Source organism: Allopontixanthobacter sp. (genome assembly GCF_034376665.1).
Classification (GTDB): Bacteria; Pseudomonadota; Alphaproteobacteria; order Sphingomonadales; family Sphingomonadaceae; genus Allopontixanthobacter.
In genome coordinates this window covers 1-15,327 of the sequence record NZ_JAXMJI010000046.1, presented here as the reverse complement: position 1 = coordinate 15,327, position 15,327 = coordinate 1, and the positions used below count along the sequence as shown (strand labels likewise).

Sequence of the window (15,327 nt, the reverse complement as noted above, 5' to 3'; positions counted from 1 at the left end):
ATAATGGCGGAGACTGTCGCCGCTGCCATCCGCGCGGCTGCGGAGCGATTGTCCCGGACCAGCGACACCGCCCGGCTCGATGCGGAATTGCTGATGGCGGAGGCGCTGGGAGTCTCGCGCTCCGAATTGCTGCTGCGGCATTCGGGCGACGCCGTTCCGCCCTCCTTTGCGGACCTCATCCGCCGCCGGGCAGGCCATGAACCCATCGCGCATATCCTGGGTCATCAGGATTTTTTCGGACGCAGCTTTATTGTAACGCGCGATGTGCTGATCCCGCGCGGTGACAGCGAAATCCTGATCGAGGCGGCTCTGGGCATGGTGCAGGGGCCAGGCCGGGTGCTCGATTGCGGCACCGGCTCGGGCGCGCTGCTGCTGACGATGCTTGCGGAGCGCAGCGAATTGAAGGGGGTTGGAATCGACAACTCGCCCAGGGCGCTCGAAGTCGCCGGGGCGAACGCCGCCCGTCTGGGGCTGGCGGAGCGCGCCCGTCTGCTCGACCGCGACTGGCGGGCCGCGGGCTGGAGCGGCGATCTCGGACAATTCGCACTGGTCATCGCCAATCCGCCCTATGTGGAAAGCGGAGCGGATCTGGCGCCTTCGGTGCGCGATTTCGAACCGGCGGCGGCGCTGTTCGCCGGGGAGGACGGGCTGGATGACTACCGGATCCTGATCCCGCAGCTGCGCGATTTATTGGTGCCCGGTGGATCGGCAATCTTCGAGATCGGGGCGCAGCAAGCGGATCAGGTGACCGGTCTGGCCCGCGCAAACGGCTTCGATGTCACGCTTTGCCGGGATATTGCCCACAGGCCGCGCGCGCTGGTTTTGCAATAAGGGCTTGGCAAAGCGCCCTGCAATGGCTACCTCTGTCCCAAGACCAGCGGTTTGCGGCGTGTTCGCCTCCCGCTGGGTCTAGCTCCAAAATTTGTCAGGCAGCCCGGGCACGATCGCTCGAGGTGAATGCAGATGGGGCACCGCGACCCGCGTTGGTGTGGGCGCGGCATATAGTTCTGAAGGCCGGGCCGGCAGTTTTGCCGCCGATGGCCACGAATGAGGGAATGCACTTCCTTGAACAACAATCGTAATAGTAACAGTAACCGCCGTCGCGGACGCAATCCCAATCGCCCGCAAGGCGGTGGTGGCGGCGGCGGAGGTGGTGGAAACCAGCTTAACCGGATCGACAGCCGGGCGCGCGGAAACGCGCCCCAATTGCTCGATAAATACAAGAAGCTGGCCCAGGACGCGCAGCATAATGGTGACCGGGTCCAGGCAGAGTATTACCTGCAGTTTGCCGACCATTATTTCCGCGTCCTCAACGACAACAAGGCTCGCCAAGACGAAGCGCGTGCCCCGCGCGGCGACAAGGGCGGACGTGACGACCAGAACGATGGCTCGGGCGACAGCCAGAATGACGGCGACAACGAAGGCCGCAACGAGGGTCGGAATAAGCCGAGAGCGGGCAATCCGCGATCGAACGAGTTTCAGGACCCGCGCGGCGATGATGATGACCGCCGTCCACGCCGCTCGCGCTATCGGCAGGACGAGGACGATTCGCGCGACGAGGAAAGCGACGACGATCGCGACCGTTCCGGCAACGAGCGCAGCGAGATCGACGGAGGTTACAGTGACAGGGGGGGCGACCGCGCCAATGGTGCCCGCCCGCCCGCGAATGGCCGCTCGAGAAGCGGTTCCTCCTATCGGGATCAGAACGACGACCCATCGGACGATTTCGAGGATGCACCGGCACCCCAAGTGCGGCCGAAGCCCGAACGGGCACCGCGCAAACCGGCTGCCAAGCCGGTGGCGAGCAATCCCGGCGAATTCGATATTGCCGTGTTGCCGCCCGCAATCGGAAAGGTTTCCGACGAGACGCCAAGCAGGAAAGCTTCCCTCCGGCCTCGCCGCAAGCGCGCCGACGACAGTGAAACGCTTGTCTGACTTCGCGCTTGCCGCGGCCTTGGCCTGAGCGGCCGGACGCCAGCATGGACAGCATTTTTCGATCTGACCGCCTGCTGCCGCCGACCGCTTCTGGCGTAACTCTGCAGCGGATCCTGGCGCGGCCCCGGCTTGCGGCAATGGCTCTCGGGCTGGTCGCGGCGCTCGGGTTTCCTCCGGTAGGCCTGTGGCCAGTATCGCTGCTCGCGATCGGTGCCTTGGCGTGGCTGATCCGGTCAGCGCCGACGACCCGGGATGCAGCCCTGTATGGCTGGTTCTTCGGCATCGCGCATTTCACTCTCGCCAACAACTGGATCGCCACCGCCTTCACCTATCAGGCCGAAATGCCGGCGGTGGTCGGGTGGTTTGCGGTGCCGCTGCTTGCGCTGTATCTGGCCATTTATCCCGCACTAGCCAGCGGCGTTGCCCACCGGCTGGGGCGGAACGCGAGTTTTCTGGCGGGCGGTGCCGGTTTTGCCGGATGCTGGACGATCGCCGAATGGCTGCGCAGCTGGGTGTTCACCGGATATGCGTGGGATCCGCTTGGCCTGGTGCTGCTCGGTCCCTTCGATCGCTCGGGCGTTGCAGCCTTGCTGCCGTGGATGGGAACATACGCGCTGTCCGGCCTTGCCGTGTTTCTCGGCGTCGGCCTGCTGGCGGTGTTGCTCGAACGGCGCTGGCTACTCGCGGCAGTGCTGGGCGCGCTGCTGGCGGCGGGCATGTACTGGCCTGCCTCCAGGGCCGCGGAAGGCTCGCTGCCTTTTACGCTGGTGCAGCCAAATCTGGCGCAGGACGAGCTTAACGACGGTTCGAAATTCGAAAGTCAGTTCCAGCGGATTGCCGGCTTGACCGTGAGGCGCGAGGACACCGCCCGGCGTCTGGTGCTGTGGCCCGAATCCGGCATCCCCGATTACCTGCGCGATGGTTATCCGCAGCGCTATTACGACCAGATGACCGCCGCCGGCGATCCTGCTTTCGCCCGCTACCGGATCGGACGAACGATCGGCCAGGGCAGCCTGCTGCTGACCGGTGCGGTCGATCTTGAGATCGAGAATGGCCGGGCCATCGGTGCGCGCAACGCCGTTACCGCCATCGGCAGCGATGGTGCTATTGTGGGCGGTTACGACAAAGCGCATCTGGTGCCGGGCGGGGAATACCTGCCGCTAAGGAATATCCTCGAACCGCTTGGTGCCTCGCGGCTGGTGGCGGGCAGCCTAGATTTCTTCCCCGGTCCCGGGCCGCAAACGCTGCCGCTGGGACCCTGGGGAAAGGCGGGCGTACAGATCTGTTACGAAATCGTGTTTTCGGGCCAGGTGGCCGACCGGGCCAATCGGCCGGACTATATCTTCAACCCGTCCAACGATGGCTGGTTCGGCAGCTGGGGTCCGCCGCAGCATCTGGCCCAGGCGCGGCTGCGCGCGATCGAGGAAGGGCTGCCTGTCCTCCGGGCCACCACCACCGGGATCAGCGCGGTGATCGATGCTCGGGGCGTGGTGCGCGCGCATATCGGCACCGGCCGCGCGGCGCGGCTGGACGGGCTGGTCCCTCCGGCGCATCCGCCGACATTATTCGCGCGCATGGGCAATCTCCTGCCGCTGCTATGGGCGCTGGCCGCGATTGCCGCATCGCTGGTTGCCACGCGGTTGAGACGGCGCTAGGACCCGCAGACACATAAAGAATTCTTTATATCCACATTTGCCCATTCGCAGAGGTATCATGCGCAACACCTATCTGTTTACGTCCGAAAGTGTGTCCGAAGGCCACCCGGACAAGGTTTCCGACCAGATTTCCGACGCGATCGTTGACCTGTTTCTGTCGAAAGACCCCGAAGCGCGCGTTGCTTGCGAGACCATGACTACCACCCAGCTGGTGGTTCTGGCCGGCGAAATCCGCGGCAAGGGCATCATGGATACGGATGGCAACTGGGCCGAAGGTGTCGCGGAAGAAGTCGAGGCAACGGTGCGCCGAACAGTCCGGAACATCGGTTATGAACAGACCGGTTTCCACTGGGAAACGCTGCGGTTCGAAAACAACCTGCACCCCCAATCGGCGCATATCGCGCAAGGCGTGGATGCCGGTGACGACAAGGATGAAGGTGCGGGCGACCAGGGGATCATGTTCGGTTATGCTTCGGACGAGACCCCCGACCTGATGCCGGCGACGCTCGATTACAGCCACAAGATCCTCGAACGCATGGCGAGGGACCGGAAATCCGGCAAGGCGCCGTTTCTTGAACCCGACGCAAAGAGCCAGGTGACCCTGCGCTATGCCAACGAGCGCCCGGTGGAAGCGACTGCAATCGTTGTTTCGACCCAGCACGCCCCCGGCTATTATTTCCACAAGGGTGAAGGCGATGCGGCGAAATATGGCGAGCTGCGCGATTACGTCAAAGGCGTGATCGCGGACGTCCTGCCCCCCGAACTCCTGACGGAAAACACCGTCTATCACATCAATCCGACCGGCTGTTTCGAAATCGGCGGCCCGGACGGGGATGCCGGGCTGACGGGCCGCAAGATCATCGTCGATACCTATGGCGGCGCGAGCCCGCATGGCGGCGGCGCCTTCAGCGGCAAGGACCCGACGAAGGTCGATCGTTCGGCGGCCTATGTCACCCGCTACCTGGCAAAGAATATCGTCGCCGCCGGTCTTGCGCGCCGCTGCACGATCCAATTGAGCTACGCGATCGGCGTGGCCGAGCCGTTGTCGATCTATGTCGACCTGCACGGCACCGGCACGGTCGAGGAAAGCCGGCTCGAGGCAATCCTTCCCGAACTGGTGAGGCTGACGCCGAAGGGCATCCGCACCCACCTCGGTCTGAACAAGCCGATCTACCTGCGTACCGCCGCTTATGGCCACTTCGGCCGAGTGGCCGAAGGCGACCTGTTCCCATGGGAGCGCACTGACCTGGTCGACCGGCTCAGGGCCGCGGTGGCTTGATCCGGCGGCAGGTTGCAGCCTGACTGACCGGATAAGCGCGGCAGCCTAGGGTAGGTAATGCGCGGTGGTCTTGGCGGCCACCTCATCAGCACTCACGCCCGGCGCAAGTTCGACGAGCTTGAACGGGCTGTCATGGTCAGGGCGCTGGAACACCGCGATATCGGTAATGATCATGTCGACCACGCCCACGCCCGTCAGCGGCAGGGTGCATTCGGGGATGAATTTGGGGCTGCCGTCCTTGGCGCAGTGATCCATCACCACGATGATCTTCTTGACGCCGGCCACCAGATCCATCGCGCCGCCCATGCCCTTGATCATCTTGCCCGGGATCATCCAGTTCGCGATGTCGCCCTTCTCGCTGACTTCCATCGCCCCCAACACGGTCAGGTCGATATGGCCGCCGCGAATCATCGCGAAGCTGGCTGCACTGTCGAAATAGGCGGTGCTGGGCAGCTCGCTGATCGTCTGCTTGCCTGCATTGATGAGGTCGGGATCGACATCCTCGTCATAAGGGAAAGGGCCGATCCCCAGCATCCCGTTTTCCGATTGCAGCGTTACTTCGATGCCTTCGGGTATGTGGTTTGCCACCAGGGTCGGAATGCCGATACCCAGATTGACGTAAAAGCCGTCCCTCAGTTCGCGCGCCGCGCGGGCCGCCATGTCGTCACGGGTCCAGGGCATAAATCAGGGTCCTTCATTGGTGTTCGAGGGTGACGGGGTCAGACACCGCCGGGCGCCGCAGCATTATGCGGCTACACGTTCCCGGACGGTGCGGAATTCGATTTTTTTGTCGTAGGGTGCGCCCACGATCATGCGCTGGACATAGACTCCGGGCAGATGAATGCAGTCCGGGTCGAGGCTGCCGGTCGGAACGATTTCTTCCACCTCCACCACGCAGGTCCGGCCGCAGGTGGCAGCGGGCAGGTTGAAATTGCGCGCCGTTTTGCGGAACATCAGATTGCCGGACTCGTCAGCCTTCCAGGCCTTGACGATGGCGAGGTCGGCGAAAATACCCTCTTCGAGGATATAGTCCTCGCCGCGAAAATTCTTCACTTCCTTGCCCTCCGCCACCTGCGTTCCGACGCCGGTCTTGGTGTAAAAGCCCGGAATACCGGCCCCCCCGGCGCGCATCCGTTCTGCCAGTGTGCCTTGCGGGCAGAATTCCACTTCCAGTTCGCCCGCCAGATATTGCCGCTCGAACTCCTTGTTCTCGCCGACATAGGACGAGATCATCTTGCTTACCTGCCGCGTGCGCAGCAATTTGCCGATGCCTTCATTGTCGATCCCCGCGTTGTTGCTGGCAAAGGTCAGCCCTTTCACCCCGCTGTCGCGAATCGCATCCAGCAGCCGGTCGGGTATGCCGCACAGCCCGAAGCCGCCCGATGCAATAAGCATGTCGTCGCGCAACAGACCTTCGAGCGCGGCCTTCGCATCGGGGAATAGCTTTTGCATGGTATCTCCTGAGTAGACGATCAATTTTCAGGGTGATTTCTAGGGCGGCGGACGGCCCGTGTCACCCTCCTGACTGAAGCGAATTTGGTGAAGAAATTGGCAGACTCCCGACGGACTCCTGATAGGTGATCGCGCGGATGCTGAGAGCGGGGTTAATGGCGCATTGCACAATAAGTCTATATGCAACTGCGGCATAGGACATTCAGACTGACAGATTTCGTTCGGCATGACACTGAAACATCGGGAAATTATTTGCAAGTTGCAAACTATGCATCATTCGATGAGTTTTTCGCACTTGCACAATTTTGCCGCCTTGGACATAAGGAACGTGCCTTTTAGGCATCCTCTCCCAAGACTTTCAAAGCCCGGCTGGCAACAGCCGGGCTTTTTTTATGCGTCTCCCGGCCGCGCTGCATGGCCGCTAACGCCTGCCTGGGGCAGACTTCCCTCCGGATCACTCCGTAAAGTGGTTAGTGCGGACCCACTCGCTCTTTTGGGCGTTTGCATCACGGGGTCGCGCTTCCTAGCTAGGGAACAGAGGATTTCGCGGAAATCCCGGGGACGTATTTTTCAGGAGCAAGCAACCAATGGCCGAAGCTGATGCGGGAAGCGAACTATCCAGGGTCCGGCTTCAGGTCGCGGCAGCACGGCAGGAGGAGAGCGGCCAGGGCATTGCACGGCTACCGCGCTCTGCCTTTCAAACTCTGGGAATTACCGAAGGTGACGTAATCCAGATTACCGGAAAACGGAGCACTCCGGCCATTGCAATGCCCGCCTATGACGAGGATCAGGCGCTGCAAATCGTCCGGCTCGACGGATTGCAGCGCGGTAATGCCGAGGTCGGTTCGGGCGAACACGTGGTGATTACACTCGCCGAAACGCGTCCGGCCACCCGGGTCGTGTTCGCCCCCGCACAGCGGGAAATGCGGCTCCAGGGCCCCACCCAGGCCCTGAAGCGCAATTTCTTCCGCAAGCCCGTGGTGGCAGGCGATCTGGTGGCGACGACCGGCCAGCAGCCGGTGCAGAATATGCCGCCCGAAGTGCGCCGGATGTTCAACACGCCGGCCTATGCTCTCACCCAGATTCGCCTGACTGTGGTATCCACCGCGCCCAAGGGTATCGTCCATATCGACGAGAACACCGAGGTCGAGCTTCGCGCCGAATTCGAGGAGCCGCGCGACGGCCGCGCCGTGGTCAATTACGACGATGTCGGCGGCATGGGCGAGACCATCGAGCAATTGCGCGAGATGGTCGAATTGCCGCTGCGCTATCCCGAATTGTTCACCCGGCTGGGGGTCGATCCGCCCAAGGGTGTGCTGCTGCACGGACCGCCGGGGACTGGCAAGACCCGGCTGGCGCAGGCGGTTGCGAACGAGAGCGACGCCGAATTCTTTACCATCAACGGCCCGGAAATCATGGGCTCCGCCTATGGCGAGAGCGAGAAGAAGCTGCGCGAAGTTTTCGAGGAAGCGACGCGCGCGGCGCCCGCGATCATCTTCATCGACGAAATCGATTCGATCGCCCCCAAGCGCACTCAGGTGCACGGGGAGGCGGAAAAGCGGCTGGTTTCCCAATTGCTGACGCTGATGGACGGGCTGGAAGCGCGCAGCAATCTGGTGGTGATTGCGGCCACCAACCGCCCCGATGCAATCGACGAGGCGCTTCGCCGTCCGGGCCGCTTCGACCGCGAGATCGTGATCGGGGTTCCGGACGAAAAGGGTCGCCGCGAAATCCTGTCGATCCATACCCGCGGAATGCCGCTGGGCGACAGAGTGGACCTTCACGAACTGGCGCGGGTAACCCACGGTTTCGTCGGGGCCGATCTGGCCGCGCTGGCCCGCGAGGCGGCGATCGATGCGGTCCGCGGGATCATGCACAAGATCGATCTGGATGAACGAACCATTCCGCCCGAAGTGCTGGAAGAATTAAGCGTCACGCGGGAGGATTTCCTCTCGGCGCTAAAACGCATCCAGCCCTCCGCCATGCGCGAAGTCATGGTGCAGGTGCCCCATGTCGGCTGGAGCGATATCGGGGGGATCGACGAATCTATCGAGAAATTGAAGGAAGGCATCGAACTGCCGCTGAAGAATGCCGAGGCCTTTCGCCGTCTCGGCATCCGCGCGGCCAAGGGATTCCTGCTGTACGGGCCGCCGGGAACAGGCAAGACGCTGCTGGCGAAGGCGGTTGCCAAGGAAGCCGAGGCCAATTTCATTTCGATGAAAAGCTCCGACCTTCTCTCCAAATGGTACGGCGAAAGCGAACAGCAGATCGCGAAGATGTTCGCCCGCGCACGGGCCGTCGCACCCTGTGTGATCTTCATCGACGAGATCGACAGCCTGGTCCCTGCGCGCGGCAGCGGGCAAGGCGAACCGCAGGTGACCGGCCGGGTGGTCAACACGATCCTGGCAGAGATGGACGGGCTGGAGGAATTGCAATCGGTGGTGGTCATCGGCGCCACCAACCGGCCGAACCTGGTCGATCCCGCGCTGCTACGCCCGGGCCGGTTCGACGAACTGGTCTATGTCGGCACCCCCGATCGCGTCGGCCGGGAGCATATTCTCAAGATCCACACGCGCGACATGCCGTTGGCGGAGGATGTGAAACTTGCTCAGGTCGCGGGCGGCACCGACCGGTTTACGGGGGCAGACCTGGAGGATGTGGTCCGGCGCGCCGGGCTCAATGCTTTGCGCCGCGCGGGAGGCGAAGTCGAGACTGTCACCGCCGCCGATTTCACCGAGGCGCTGAAGGATTCGCGCGCCACGGTGACCGTCAAGATGGAGGAAGAGTACAAGAAAATGCGCGGGGAGTTGAAATCACGCGCCGCCGAAGTCCAGCCCATCGGTTTCCTGCACGAAGGCCAGGTCGAACCGAGCCGGGATCGCAAGCACGATTAACGTGCCGCTTTGAGGCTACCCGCAGCTATTTGCGTTGCATGGTCCGCTGGTTCGCCGCCTCCACCTCCAGGCGGTGGCGGATCAGCGCATCGGGCATTTCCTTGCGCAACCAGGCGATCATATGTTCGCGCAGATCGCAGCGCAGGGTGAACAGGTCGCCGATCGTGCGCGAACTGACGGCAAGCCGCAATTCGATACTTTCCGGATGCGCTTCGGTCATCAGCATGACTCCGGTGCGCCGGTCCCACAACTCGTGGGCGTGCAGGAACCGTTCGAATTCCTTGCGGACCGGCTCCACATCGGTGGCGGGGTCGAGGTGCAGATAGACCGGGCCGGTCAGCATCTCGTTCTTGCGGGACCAGTTTTCGAAACTCTGGTCGAGGAAGCTGGAAGTGGGCACCACGACCGCGCGTTCATCCCATGTGCGCACGATCACGAAGCTCATGCGGATTTCCTCGACCCGCCCGGTATGGCCGTCGACAACCACCAGATCGCCCAGCCGCAGCGGTTCCGTGATGGCCATCTGCAGGCCGGCGATCAGCGATTTGAGCGTCGGTTGGGCCGCCGCACCCAGCGCCAGTGCGGCGAGGCCCGCCGATGCCATCAGCGTCACGCCGACTTCCTTCACCGCAGGGATGCTGAACAGCATCAGGCCAGTGGTGATCAGGACGATGGCGAAGGTTGCGGTGCGCGACAGGATCGCGATGCGCGTCCTTCGGCTGCGGGCCGCGACCGGATCGACCGATATTTCGGTGCGGTATTCCAGTGCATCGGTAAACGCCTTCGCAATCGACAGGGTCACCCAGCCGAGCAGGGCCGGGATCACGAATCCCGAAACCGTGCTCCAGACGAAGGCGATATCCTCGTCCCTTGCCGCCAGAACGGATATGGCGATGGCAATGAAGGACCACCGGAGCGGCTTGTGCAGTCGTTCGAAAACCATTCCGTCGACCGGGGTGGACGACATCGATGCAATGCGCCGCAGTATGGCGAACACGATCCGGTGCAGGACCAGGGCAGCAAGCAGCACGACCGCCAGCGCAATCGCGGTCGTTGCCGCCTGTTCCCATGAGAATTCCAGATTTTTCGGCAGATATTCGTCGAACATGACGGCTTCACTATGGGGAGATCGCACCGGTTACAAGGCTACCCTGTCTACTCCTCCAGCGGGATCACGATCAGCACCGCTACTCCGCCAGCGGTAAAGCTCCGGTCGATCGTCCCGCCAAGCTGGCGTGCGGCACTGTTCATCAGCATGCTGCCGAAGCCCTGGCGCTCCGGCTCGCCGTCGCTCATTTCGCAAGTCTCCTTCCAGCTTATGTTCAGCTTTTGCCGGGCGACCTCCCATCGCACCGCCAGCATCCCCCCGCTGGCCCAGGCACCGTATTTAACGGCGTTGGTGGTCAGTTCATGCAGGACGAGACCGAGCGGGGTGATGTGTTTGGACGGCAGCAAGGTTTCCGGCCCGTCGACCTCTGCCCGAAGTGTTTCCGAACGATACGGTGCCAGAGTGGTCTCGACCAGATTGCGGAGCGAGGCGGGCGGCTGATCTTCGGTGCCCTGGGTTACTTCATGTGCGGTCAGCAGGGCACGGATCCGGTTGCTGATCCGTTCGATCATCGGCTTCGCCTCGGGTTCGTCGCGGGCACTCATGCTGACGATGGCCAGTATTACAGCGAACAGGTTCTTGACCCGGTGGTTGAGTTCGTGAGCAAGCAAATCGGCACGGTCCCTTGCCTCGGCCAGCGCGGTCGACTGTTCGGCGCGCGCTTCTGCCCGGGCAGTCTGGATGACCAGGTGATAGCCCAGGAACAGGGACACCAGCAGCAGCGCCATGACGACCGAAAGCAAGGGCAGTACACGGCCTTCTGCGCGAGCCGTTTCGGCCCCGGCCCGGTCCAGCGAATTGCCCTCGATCTGCTCCATTTCACGAATCGCATGGCGCAGGCGAACCATGGCTTCCTGGCCTTCGTCGCTGAGCAATTTGGTTCGGGCGTCGAGCAGCTCGCCATCGCGCAGCAGGGCTACGCTTTCGTCCATTTCCGAAAACTTGATCAGGGTGAGGTTTTCAATTCGGTCGAGTAGCTGGAGCTGGCGTGCGGAAGCGTCCGGTCCCACCGCGCGGCGCAGCCGGTCAAGCGCTTGCTGGTATTGCTGCCGCCCGGTCTCGTATGGTTCCAGATAGCGGCGGTCCAGCGTGATCAGATAACCGCGCTGGCCGGTCTCGGCATTAAGCGCGACATTGCCGACATTGCGCAATTCGGTCAAAACCTCGTTGGTCGCGCGGACCTGCTCGCGCTCTGCCCGCTCGGCAGCGATCGTCTCGAACACGAGCAGCATGCCCGCGATCATCGCGAAACCAATGATGCCGAGGAGCGCGAAATTGGACCAGCGCGCGGAATTCCTGCTGCCCAACCCGAACATCGTAGGTGCCGGCTCGGGGGTCAGTGCGCCGCTCCCCAGCTAACTCCGCTGCCCATCTCGATGCCCAGTGGAACATCCAGTTGGACTGCCGGAAGCGCCGCTCCGGCCATCACCGCCTCGATCACCGGCCTGGCCGCTTCTACCTGGCTTTCAGGCAGTTCGAACACCAGTTCATCGTGAACCTGCAGCAGCATCCGGACATTTCCGAGACCTTCCTTGCGCAGGGCTGGAAGCATTCGGGCCATGGCACGCTTGATGATATCGGCGCTCGTGCCCTGTATCGGTGCGTTGATGGCGGCACGTTCGCTGCCCTGCCGCTCGTTCGGATTTTTCGAATTGATCCGTGGGAACCAGGTCTTGCGGCCGAACAGGGTTTCGGAGTAGCCGCGTTCCCGCACGCTCTCCAGGGTCATGACGATATAGCGTTGGATGCCGGGAAATCTCTGGAAATAGGTGTCAATCATCGCCTGCGCTTCGTCGGCTTCGACGCCCAAACGTCCGGCCAGGCCCCAGCGCGAGATACCGTAAAGGATCGCGAAATTGATCGTCTTGGCCTGTGCCCGCGTATCCCGGTCGACCGTGCCGAACATCTCCAGCGCGGTGCGGGCGTGGATGTCCTGACCTTCGGCGAAGGCTTCCTTCAGGGTCGGCACATCGGCCATGTGCGCGGCCAGCCGGAGTTCGATCTGGCTGTAGTCGGCGGCCAGCAGCACATTCCCCGGTTCCGCAACGAAGCTCTCGCGGATTTGCCGCCCGATCGCGGTGCGGATGGGGATATTCTGCAGATTGGGATCGGTCGAGGACAGACGCCCGGTCTGCGCCCCGACAAGCGAATAACTCGTGTGGACCCTGCCGGTGCGCGGATTGATCGCCGCCTGCAGCGCGTCGGTATAGGTCGACTTCAGCTTGGACAGCTGCCGGTATTCGAGCACCTTGTTTGCTATCGGCGCGCCCTGGTCGGCGAGCTTTTCCAGGATCGCCTGATCGGTCGAATACTGGCCGGATTTGCCTTTGCGCCCGCCCTTGTAGCCCAGCGTGTCGAACAGCACGTCGCCCAGTTGCCTGGGACTGCCGATGGTGAACTCACGGCCCGCCAGTGTATGTATTTCCTGTTCCAGCTTGCCGATTTCGATCGCGAATTCCTCGGACAGTTTCGCGAGGCTGGCCCGGTCGACTTTCACCCCTTCGCGTTCCATTCCGGCGACCACCTGGATCAGGGGCCGGTCGACGCGCTCGTAAACCTGCGTGCCGCCTTCGATCGCCAGCCGCGGCCTCAGATGCTGGTACAGCCGCCAGGTGACATCCGCATCTTCGGCGGCATATTCGGTGGCGCGGTCCAGCGGAACCTGACCGAACGGGATCAGTTTTTTCCCCGAACCGCAGATGTCCTTGAATGTGAGCGTCGTGTGGCCGAGATGGCGCTGGGACAGTTCATCCATGCCGTGGCCGCCGCCGATCCCGTCCATCGATCGGCCCGCGTCGAGATTGAAACTGATAACCATGGTGTCGTCGATCGGAGAGACACTTGCCCCGTAGCGGGCGAGGATATTGAGATCGTATTTGATGTTCTGGCCGACCTTGATCACGGCCTCGCTTTCCAGCAGCGGTTTCAGCGCAGCCAGCGCTTCATCGCGGCCGACCTGCTGCGGCGTATCGGACAGCAGATCGTGCCCGCCATGCGCGAAGGGAATGTAGCAGGCATCGTTGGCACCAAGGCCGAGGCTGATCCCGACGAGATCGGCCTGCATCGCATCCAATGCGCTGGTTTCGGTATCGATCGCCACCAATCGCAGCGCCATCGCGCGGTCGATCCACTGCTGCAGGGTGATCATGTCCTGCACGCAGACATAGGCACTCCGATCGACGGCGGGCATATCGGGTAGCTGCTGCCGGCTACCGCGATCCGCACCAACCGCGCCACTGGCTGAAGCGTTTATCTGCTTGGCAGGATTGAGATCGTTGGTCCGGCCCGGACTGCCCCGGCCGGCATCGAGACGCCGCAACAGGCTGGTAAACCCATGCGTCTGGAGAAATTCCGTCAGCGGCTCCGGCGGCACGCCGGCCAGCGCGAAATCCTCGATCGGAACCGGCAGATCGCAATCTTCCTTCAGCGTCACCAGAACCCGGCTAAGCTCGGCCATCGCTCGATGTTCGAGCAAGCGCTCCCTCAGCTTCGAAGTCTTCATCGCCATCGCAGCGTCCAGCGCGCCGGTCAGACTGCCGTGTTCCTGTATCAGCTTGGTCGCGGTTTTGGGGCCGACACCGTAAACGCCCGGGATGTTGTCCACCGAATCGCCCATCAGCGCCAGGACATCGCCGACCAGCGCGGGAAGGACGCCGAATTTCTCCTCCACCTCGGCGATGCCGATGCGGGAATTCTTCATCGTGTCGAGCATGTCGATCGCGCCGATATCTCCGTCCCGGTCGCCGACCAGCTGCATCAGATCCTTGTCGGAGGAGACGATCGTCACGTCCCATCCGCGCAATGTCGCCGACCGGGCATAGGATGCGATAAGATCGTCGGCCTCCAGACCTTCTTCCTCGATACACGCCAGGCTGAATGCGCGGGTGGCATCGCGGATCAGCGGGAATTGCGGCACCAGATCTTCCGGCGGCGGCGGCCGGTTGGCTTTGTATTGGGGGTAGATTTCGTTGCGGAATGTCTGGCTCGACTTGTCGAGAATGACCGCCAGATGAGTGGGTCCGACAGCCTTGTCGAGATCGGTTGCCAGCTTCCACAGCATCGTGGTGTATCCGTACACCGCGCCCACCGGAACACCTGCGGGATTGGTCAGCGGAGGCAGACGATGATAGGCGCGGAAAATATAGGCGGACCCGTCGACCAGATACAGATGCTGTTTTTCGGACATGGTGTCGCTGTTAGCAGCGGATTCGGGCAAGGTCAGCCTGCATTATCACAACCGGAAGGCAGGTTCCTGCGGATGGTCGGCGGATGTTTTCCACAGCATCGGCACAACCTAAATGGCTAAAACCGGCCAATCTTGGCGAAATTGAGGCAGAAAAGTGGCGAAAAAGTGCAAATCCGCTTGCGCCGTCACATTATCGCCATTATTCAGCACCCGGAAGTCGCCAATTTTTTGACGACCTCACGCATGACCCCGAAGGGGCGTGCGACATCACTCGCTGTTTAAGGAATTTCTACATGCGTAAGTTCGTACTTGCTGCCGCAGCTGCCGGCGCCGCCCTGACCCTCGTAGCTTGTTCGGAAGCTGCTCCTGAAGCAGAAGCCGATTCCGCAATGGCTGATGCCGAAGCAAACATGGAAGCTGCTGGCGAATCCGTTGATGCGGCTGCTGCCGACGTTGACGCTGCTGCTGATGCGACCGCCGATACGGCCGAAGCAACTGCCGATGCGGCTGCAGAAACTGCAGAAGAAGCCGTCGAAGCTCCAGCAGCTGAGTAATTCTCGGACTGCAATCTTTACGAAGGAATTTTGTTATGCGTAAGTTCGTACTTGCTGCAGCCGCTGCTGGCGCTGCCCTGACCCTCGCCGCTTGCTCGGAAGGCACTCAGGAAACCACCGAAGCTGCTGCTGATTCGGCCATGGCCGATGCGGAAGCAAATGTTGAAGCCGCCTGCGAAGCCGTCGAAGGCGCTGCTGAAGACGTTGCAGTTGCGACCGACGAAGCTGCTGCAGACGCGGAATCCGCCACGCAGAACGAAACCG

At 62.4% G+C, this 15,327-nt stretch carries 12 protein-coding genes; 7 read left to right on the top strand and 5 right to left on the bottom strand.

Translation table 11 applies throughout. From position 1 onward, the window contains the following. Window positions 1-3 precede the first annotated feature (3 nt). The 4 genes from prmC to metK all read left to right on the top strand — a co-directional run bounded on the left by prmC (window position 4) and on the right by metK (window position 4,869). Window positions 4-831: a peptide chain release factor N(5)-glutamine methyltransferase gene (prmC, locus tag U0988_RS04670; protein WP_322291476.1), complete on the top strand. Its 828-nt coding sequence runs from the start codon at window positions 4-6 to the stop codon at window positions 829-831. Window positions 832-1,065: 234 nt separating this feature from the next. Further along, entirely contained in the window at window positions 1,066-1,935 is an 870-nt protein-coding gene (locus U0988_RS04665) for a DUF4167 domain-containing protein (RefSeq protein WP_322291475.1), read from the top strand. 44 nt (window positions 1,936-1,979) lie between these two features. Continuing rightward, window positions 1,980-3,590 (top strand): apolipoprotein N-acyltransferase, encoded by a 1,611-nt coding sequence (gene lnt / locus U0988_RS04660; protein WP_416172363.1) that lies wholly within the window; start codon window positions 1,980-1,982, stop codon window positions 3,588-3,590. Window positions 3,591-3,648: 58 nt separating this feature from the next. Then, window positions 3,649-4,869, top strand: coding sequence for a methionine adenosyltransferase (gene metK, locus U0988_RS04655; protein ID WP_322291474.1), 1,221 nt, complete (start codon window positions 3,649-3,651; stop codon window positions 4,867-4,869). A gap of 45 nt (window positions 4,870-4,914) precedes the next feature. On the opposite strand, the gene U0988_RS04650 is transcribed toward metK, so the two are convergent. Together U0988_RS04650 and U0988_RS04645 are read right to left on the bottom strand one after the other, a co-directional pair. Continuing rightward, entirely contained in the window at window positions 4,915-5,550 is a 636-nt protein-coding gene (locus U0988_RS04650) for a CoA transferase subunit B (RefSeq protein ID WP_322291473.1), read from the bottom strand. Between the two features lie 63 nt (window positions 5,551-5,613). Beyond that, window positions 5,614-6,321 (bottom strand): CoA transferase subunit A, encoded by a 708-nt coding sequence (locus U0988_RS04645; protein ID WP_322291472.1) that lies wholly within the window; start codon window positions 6,319-6,321, stop codon window positions 5,614-5,616. A 587-nt stretch (window positions 6,322-6,908) separates the two neighbouring features. Here U0988_RS04645 and U0988_RS04640 point away from each other — a divergent pair. Further along, window positions 6,909-9,215: a CDC48 family AAA ATPase gene (locus U0988_RS04640; protein ID WP_322291471.1), complete on the top strand. Its 2,307-nt coding sequence runs from the start codon at window positions 6,909-6,911 to the stop codon at window positions 9,213-9,215. A gap of 25 nt (window positions 9,216-9,240) precedes the next feature. On the opposite strand, the gene U0988_RS04635 is transcribed toward U0988_RS04640, so the two are convergent. From U0988_RS04635 to polA, 3 genes are read right to left on the bottom strand one after another with little or no spacing between them, the layout of a single operon-like run. Further along, window positions 9,241-10,323: a mechanosensitive ion channel family protein gene (locus U0988_RS04635; protein WP_322291470.1), complete on the bottom strand. Its 1,083-nt coding sequence runs from the start codon at window positions 10,321-10,323 to the stop codon at window positions 9,241-9,243. 47 nt (window positions 10,324-10,370) lie between these two features. Further along, window positions 10,371-11,639 carry a sensor histidine kinase gene (locus U0988_RS04630; protein WP_322291469.1) on the bottom strand — a complete coding sequence of 423 codons (1,269 nt, stop codon included), beginning with the start codon at window positions 11,637-11,639 and terminating at the stop codon, window positions 10,371-10,373. 20 nt (window positions 11,640-11,659) lie between these two features. Further along, complete coding sequence (gene polA, locus U0988_RS04625; protein WP_322291468.1) at window positions 11,660-14,509, bottom strand: DNA polymerase I; 2,850 nt, start codon at window positions 14,507-14,509, stop codon at window positions 11,660-11,662. A gap of 83 nt (window positions 14,510-14,592) precedes the next feature. Between polA and U0988_RS04620 the strand changes: the two genes are divergently transcribed. After that, the gene (locus U0988_RS04620) at window positions 14,593-15,063 is read left to right on the top strand and encodes a hypothetical protein (RefSeq protein ID WP_322291467.1); all 471 of its coding nucleotides are present in this window, start codon (window positions 14,593-14,595) and stop codon (window positions 15,061-15,063) included. A gap of 35 nt (window positions 15,064-15,098) precedes the next feature. Next, the coding region (locus tag U0988_RS04615) for a hypothetical protein (protein ID WP_322291466.1) at window positions 15,099-15,327 on the top strand (229 nt) is incomplete at its 3' end.

What these genes read in the sequence shown, in the direction of transcription:
- U0988_RS04635 (WP_322291470.1), bottom strand. Translation starts at nt 10,323, where the DNA reads ATGTTCGACGAATATCTGCCGAAAAATCTGGAATTCTCATGGGAACAG.
- U0988_RS04645 (WP_322291472.1), bottom strand. Translation starts at nt 6,321, where the DNA reads ATGCAAAAGCTATTCCCCGATGCGAAGGCCGCGCTCGAAGGTCTGTTG.
- metK (WP_322291474.1), top strand. Translation starts at nt 3,649, where the DNA reads ATGCGCAACACCTATCTGTTTACGTCCGAAAGTGTGTCCGAAGGCCAC.
- U0988_RS04620 (WP_322291467.1), top strand. Translation starts at nt 14,593, where the DNA reads ATGTTTTCCACAGCATCGGCACAACCTAAATGGCTAAAACCGGCCAAT.
- U0988_RS04650 (WP_322291473.1), bottom strand. Translation starts at nt 5,550, where the DNA reads ATGCCCTGGACCCGTGACGACATGGCGGCCCGCGCGGCGCGCGAACTG.
- U0988_RS04630 (WP_322291469.1), bottom strand. Translation starts at nt 11,639, where the DNA reads ATGTTCGGGTTGGGCAGCAGGAATTCCGCGCGCTGGTCCAATTTCGCG.
- polA (WP_322291468.1), bottom strand. Translation starts at nt 14,509, where the DNA reads ATGTCCGAAAAACAGCATCTGTATCTGGTCGACGGGTCCGCCTATATT.
- U0988_RS04640 (WP_322291471.1), top strand. Translation starts at nt 6,909, where the DNA reads ATGGCCGAAGCTGATGCGGGAAGCGAACTATCCAGGGTCCGGCTTCAG.
- prmC (WP_322291476.1), top strand. Translation starts at nt 4, where the DNA reads ATGGCGGAGACTGTCGCCGCTGCCATCCGCGCGGCTGCGGAGCGATTG.
- lnt (WP_416172363.1), top strand. Translation starts at nt 1,980, where the DNA reads ATGGACAGCATTTTTCGATCTGACCGCCTGCTGCCGCCGACCGCTTCT.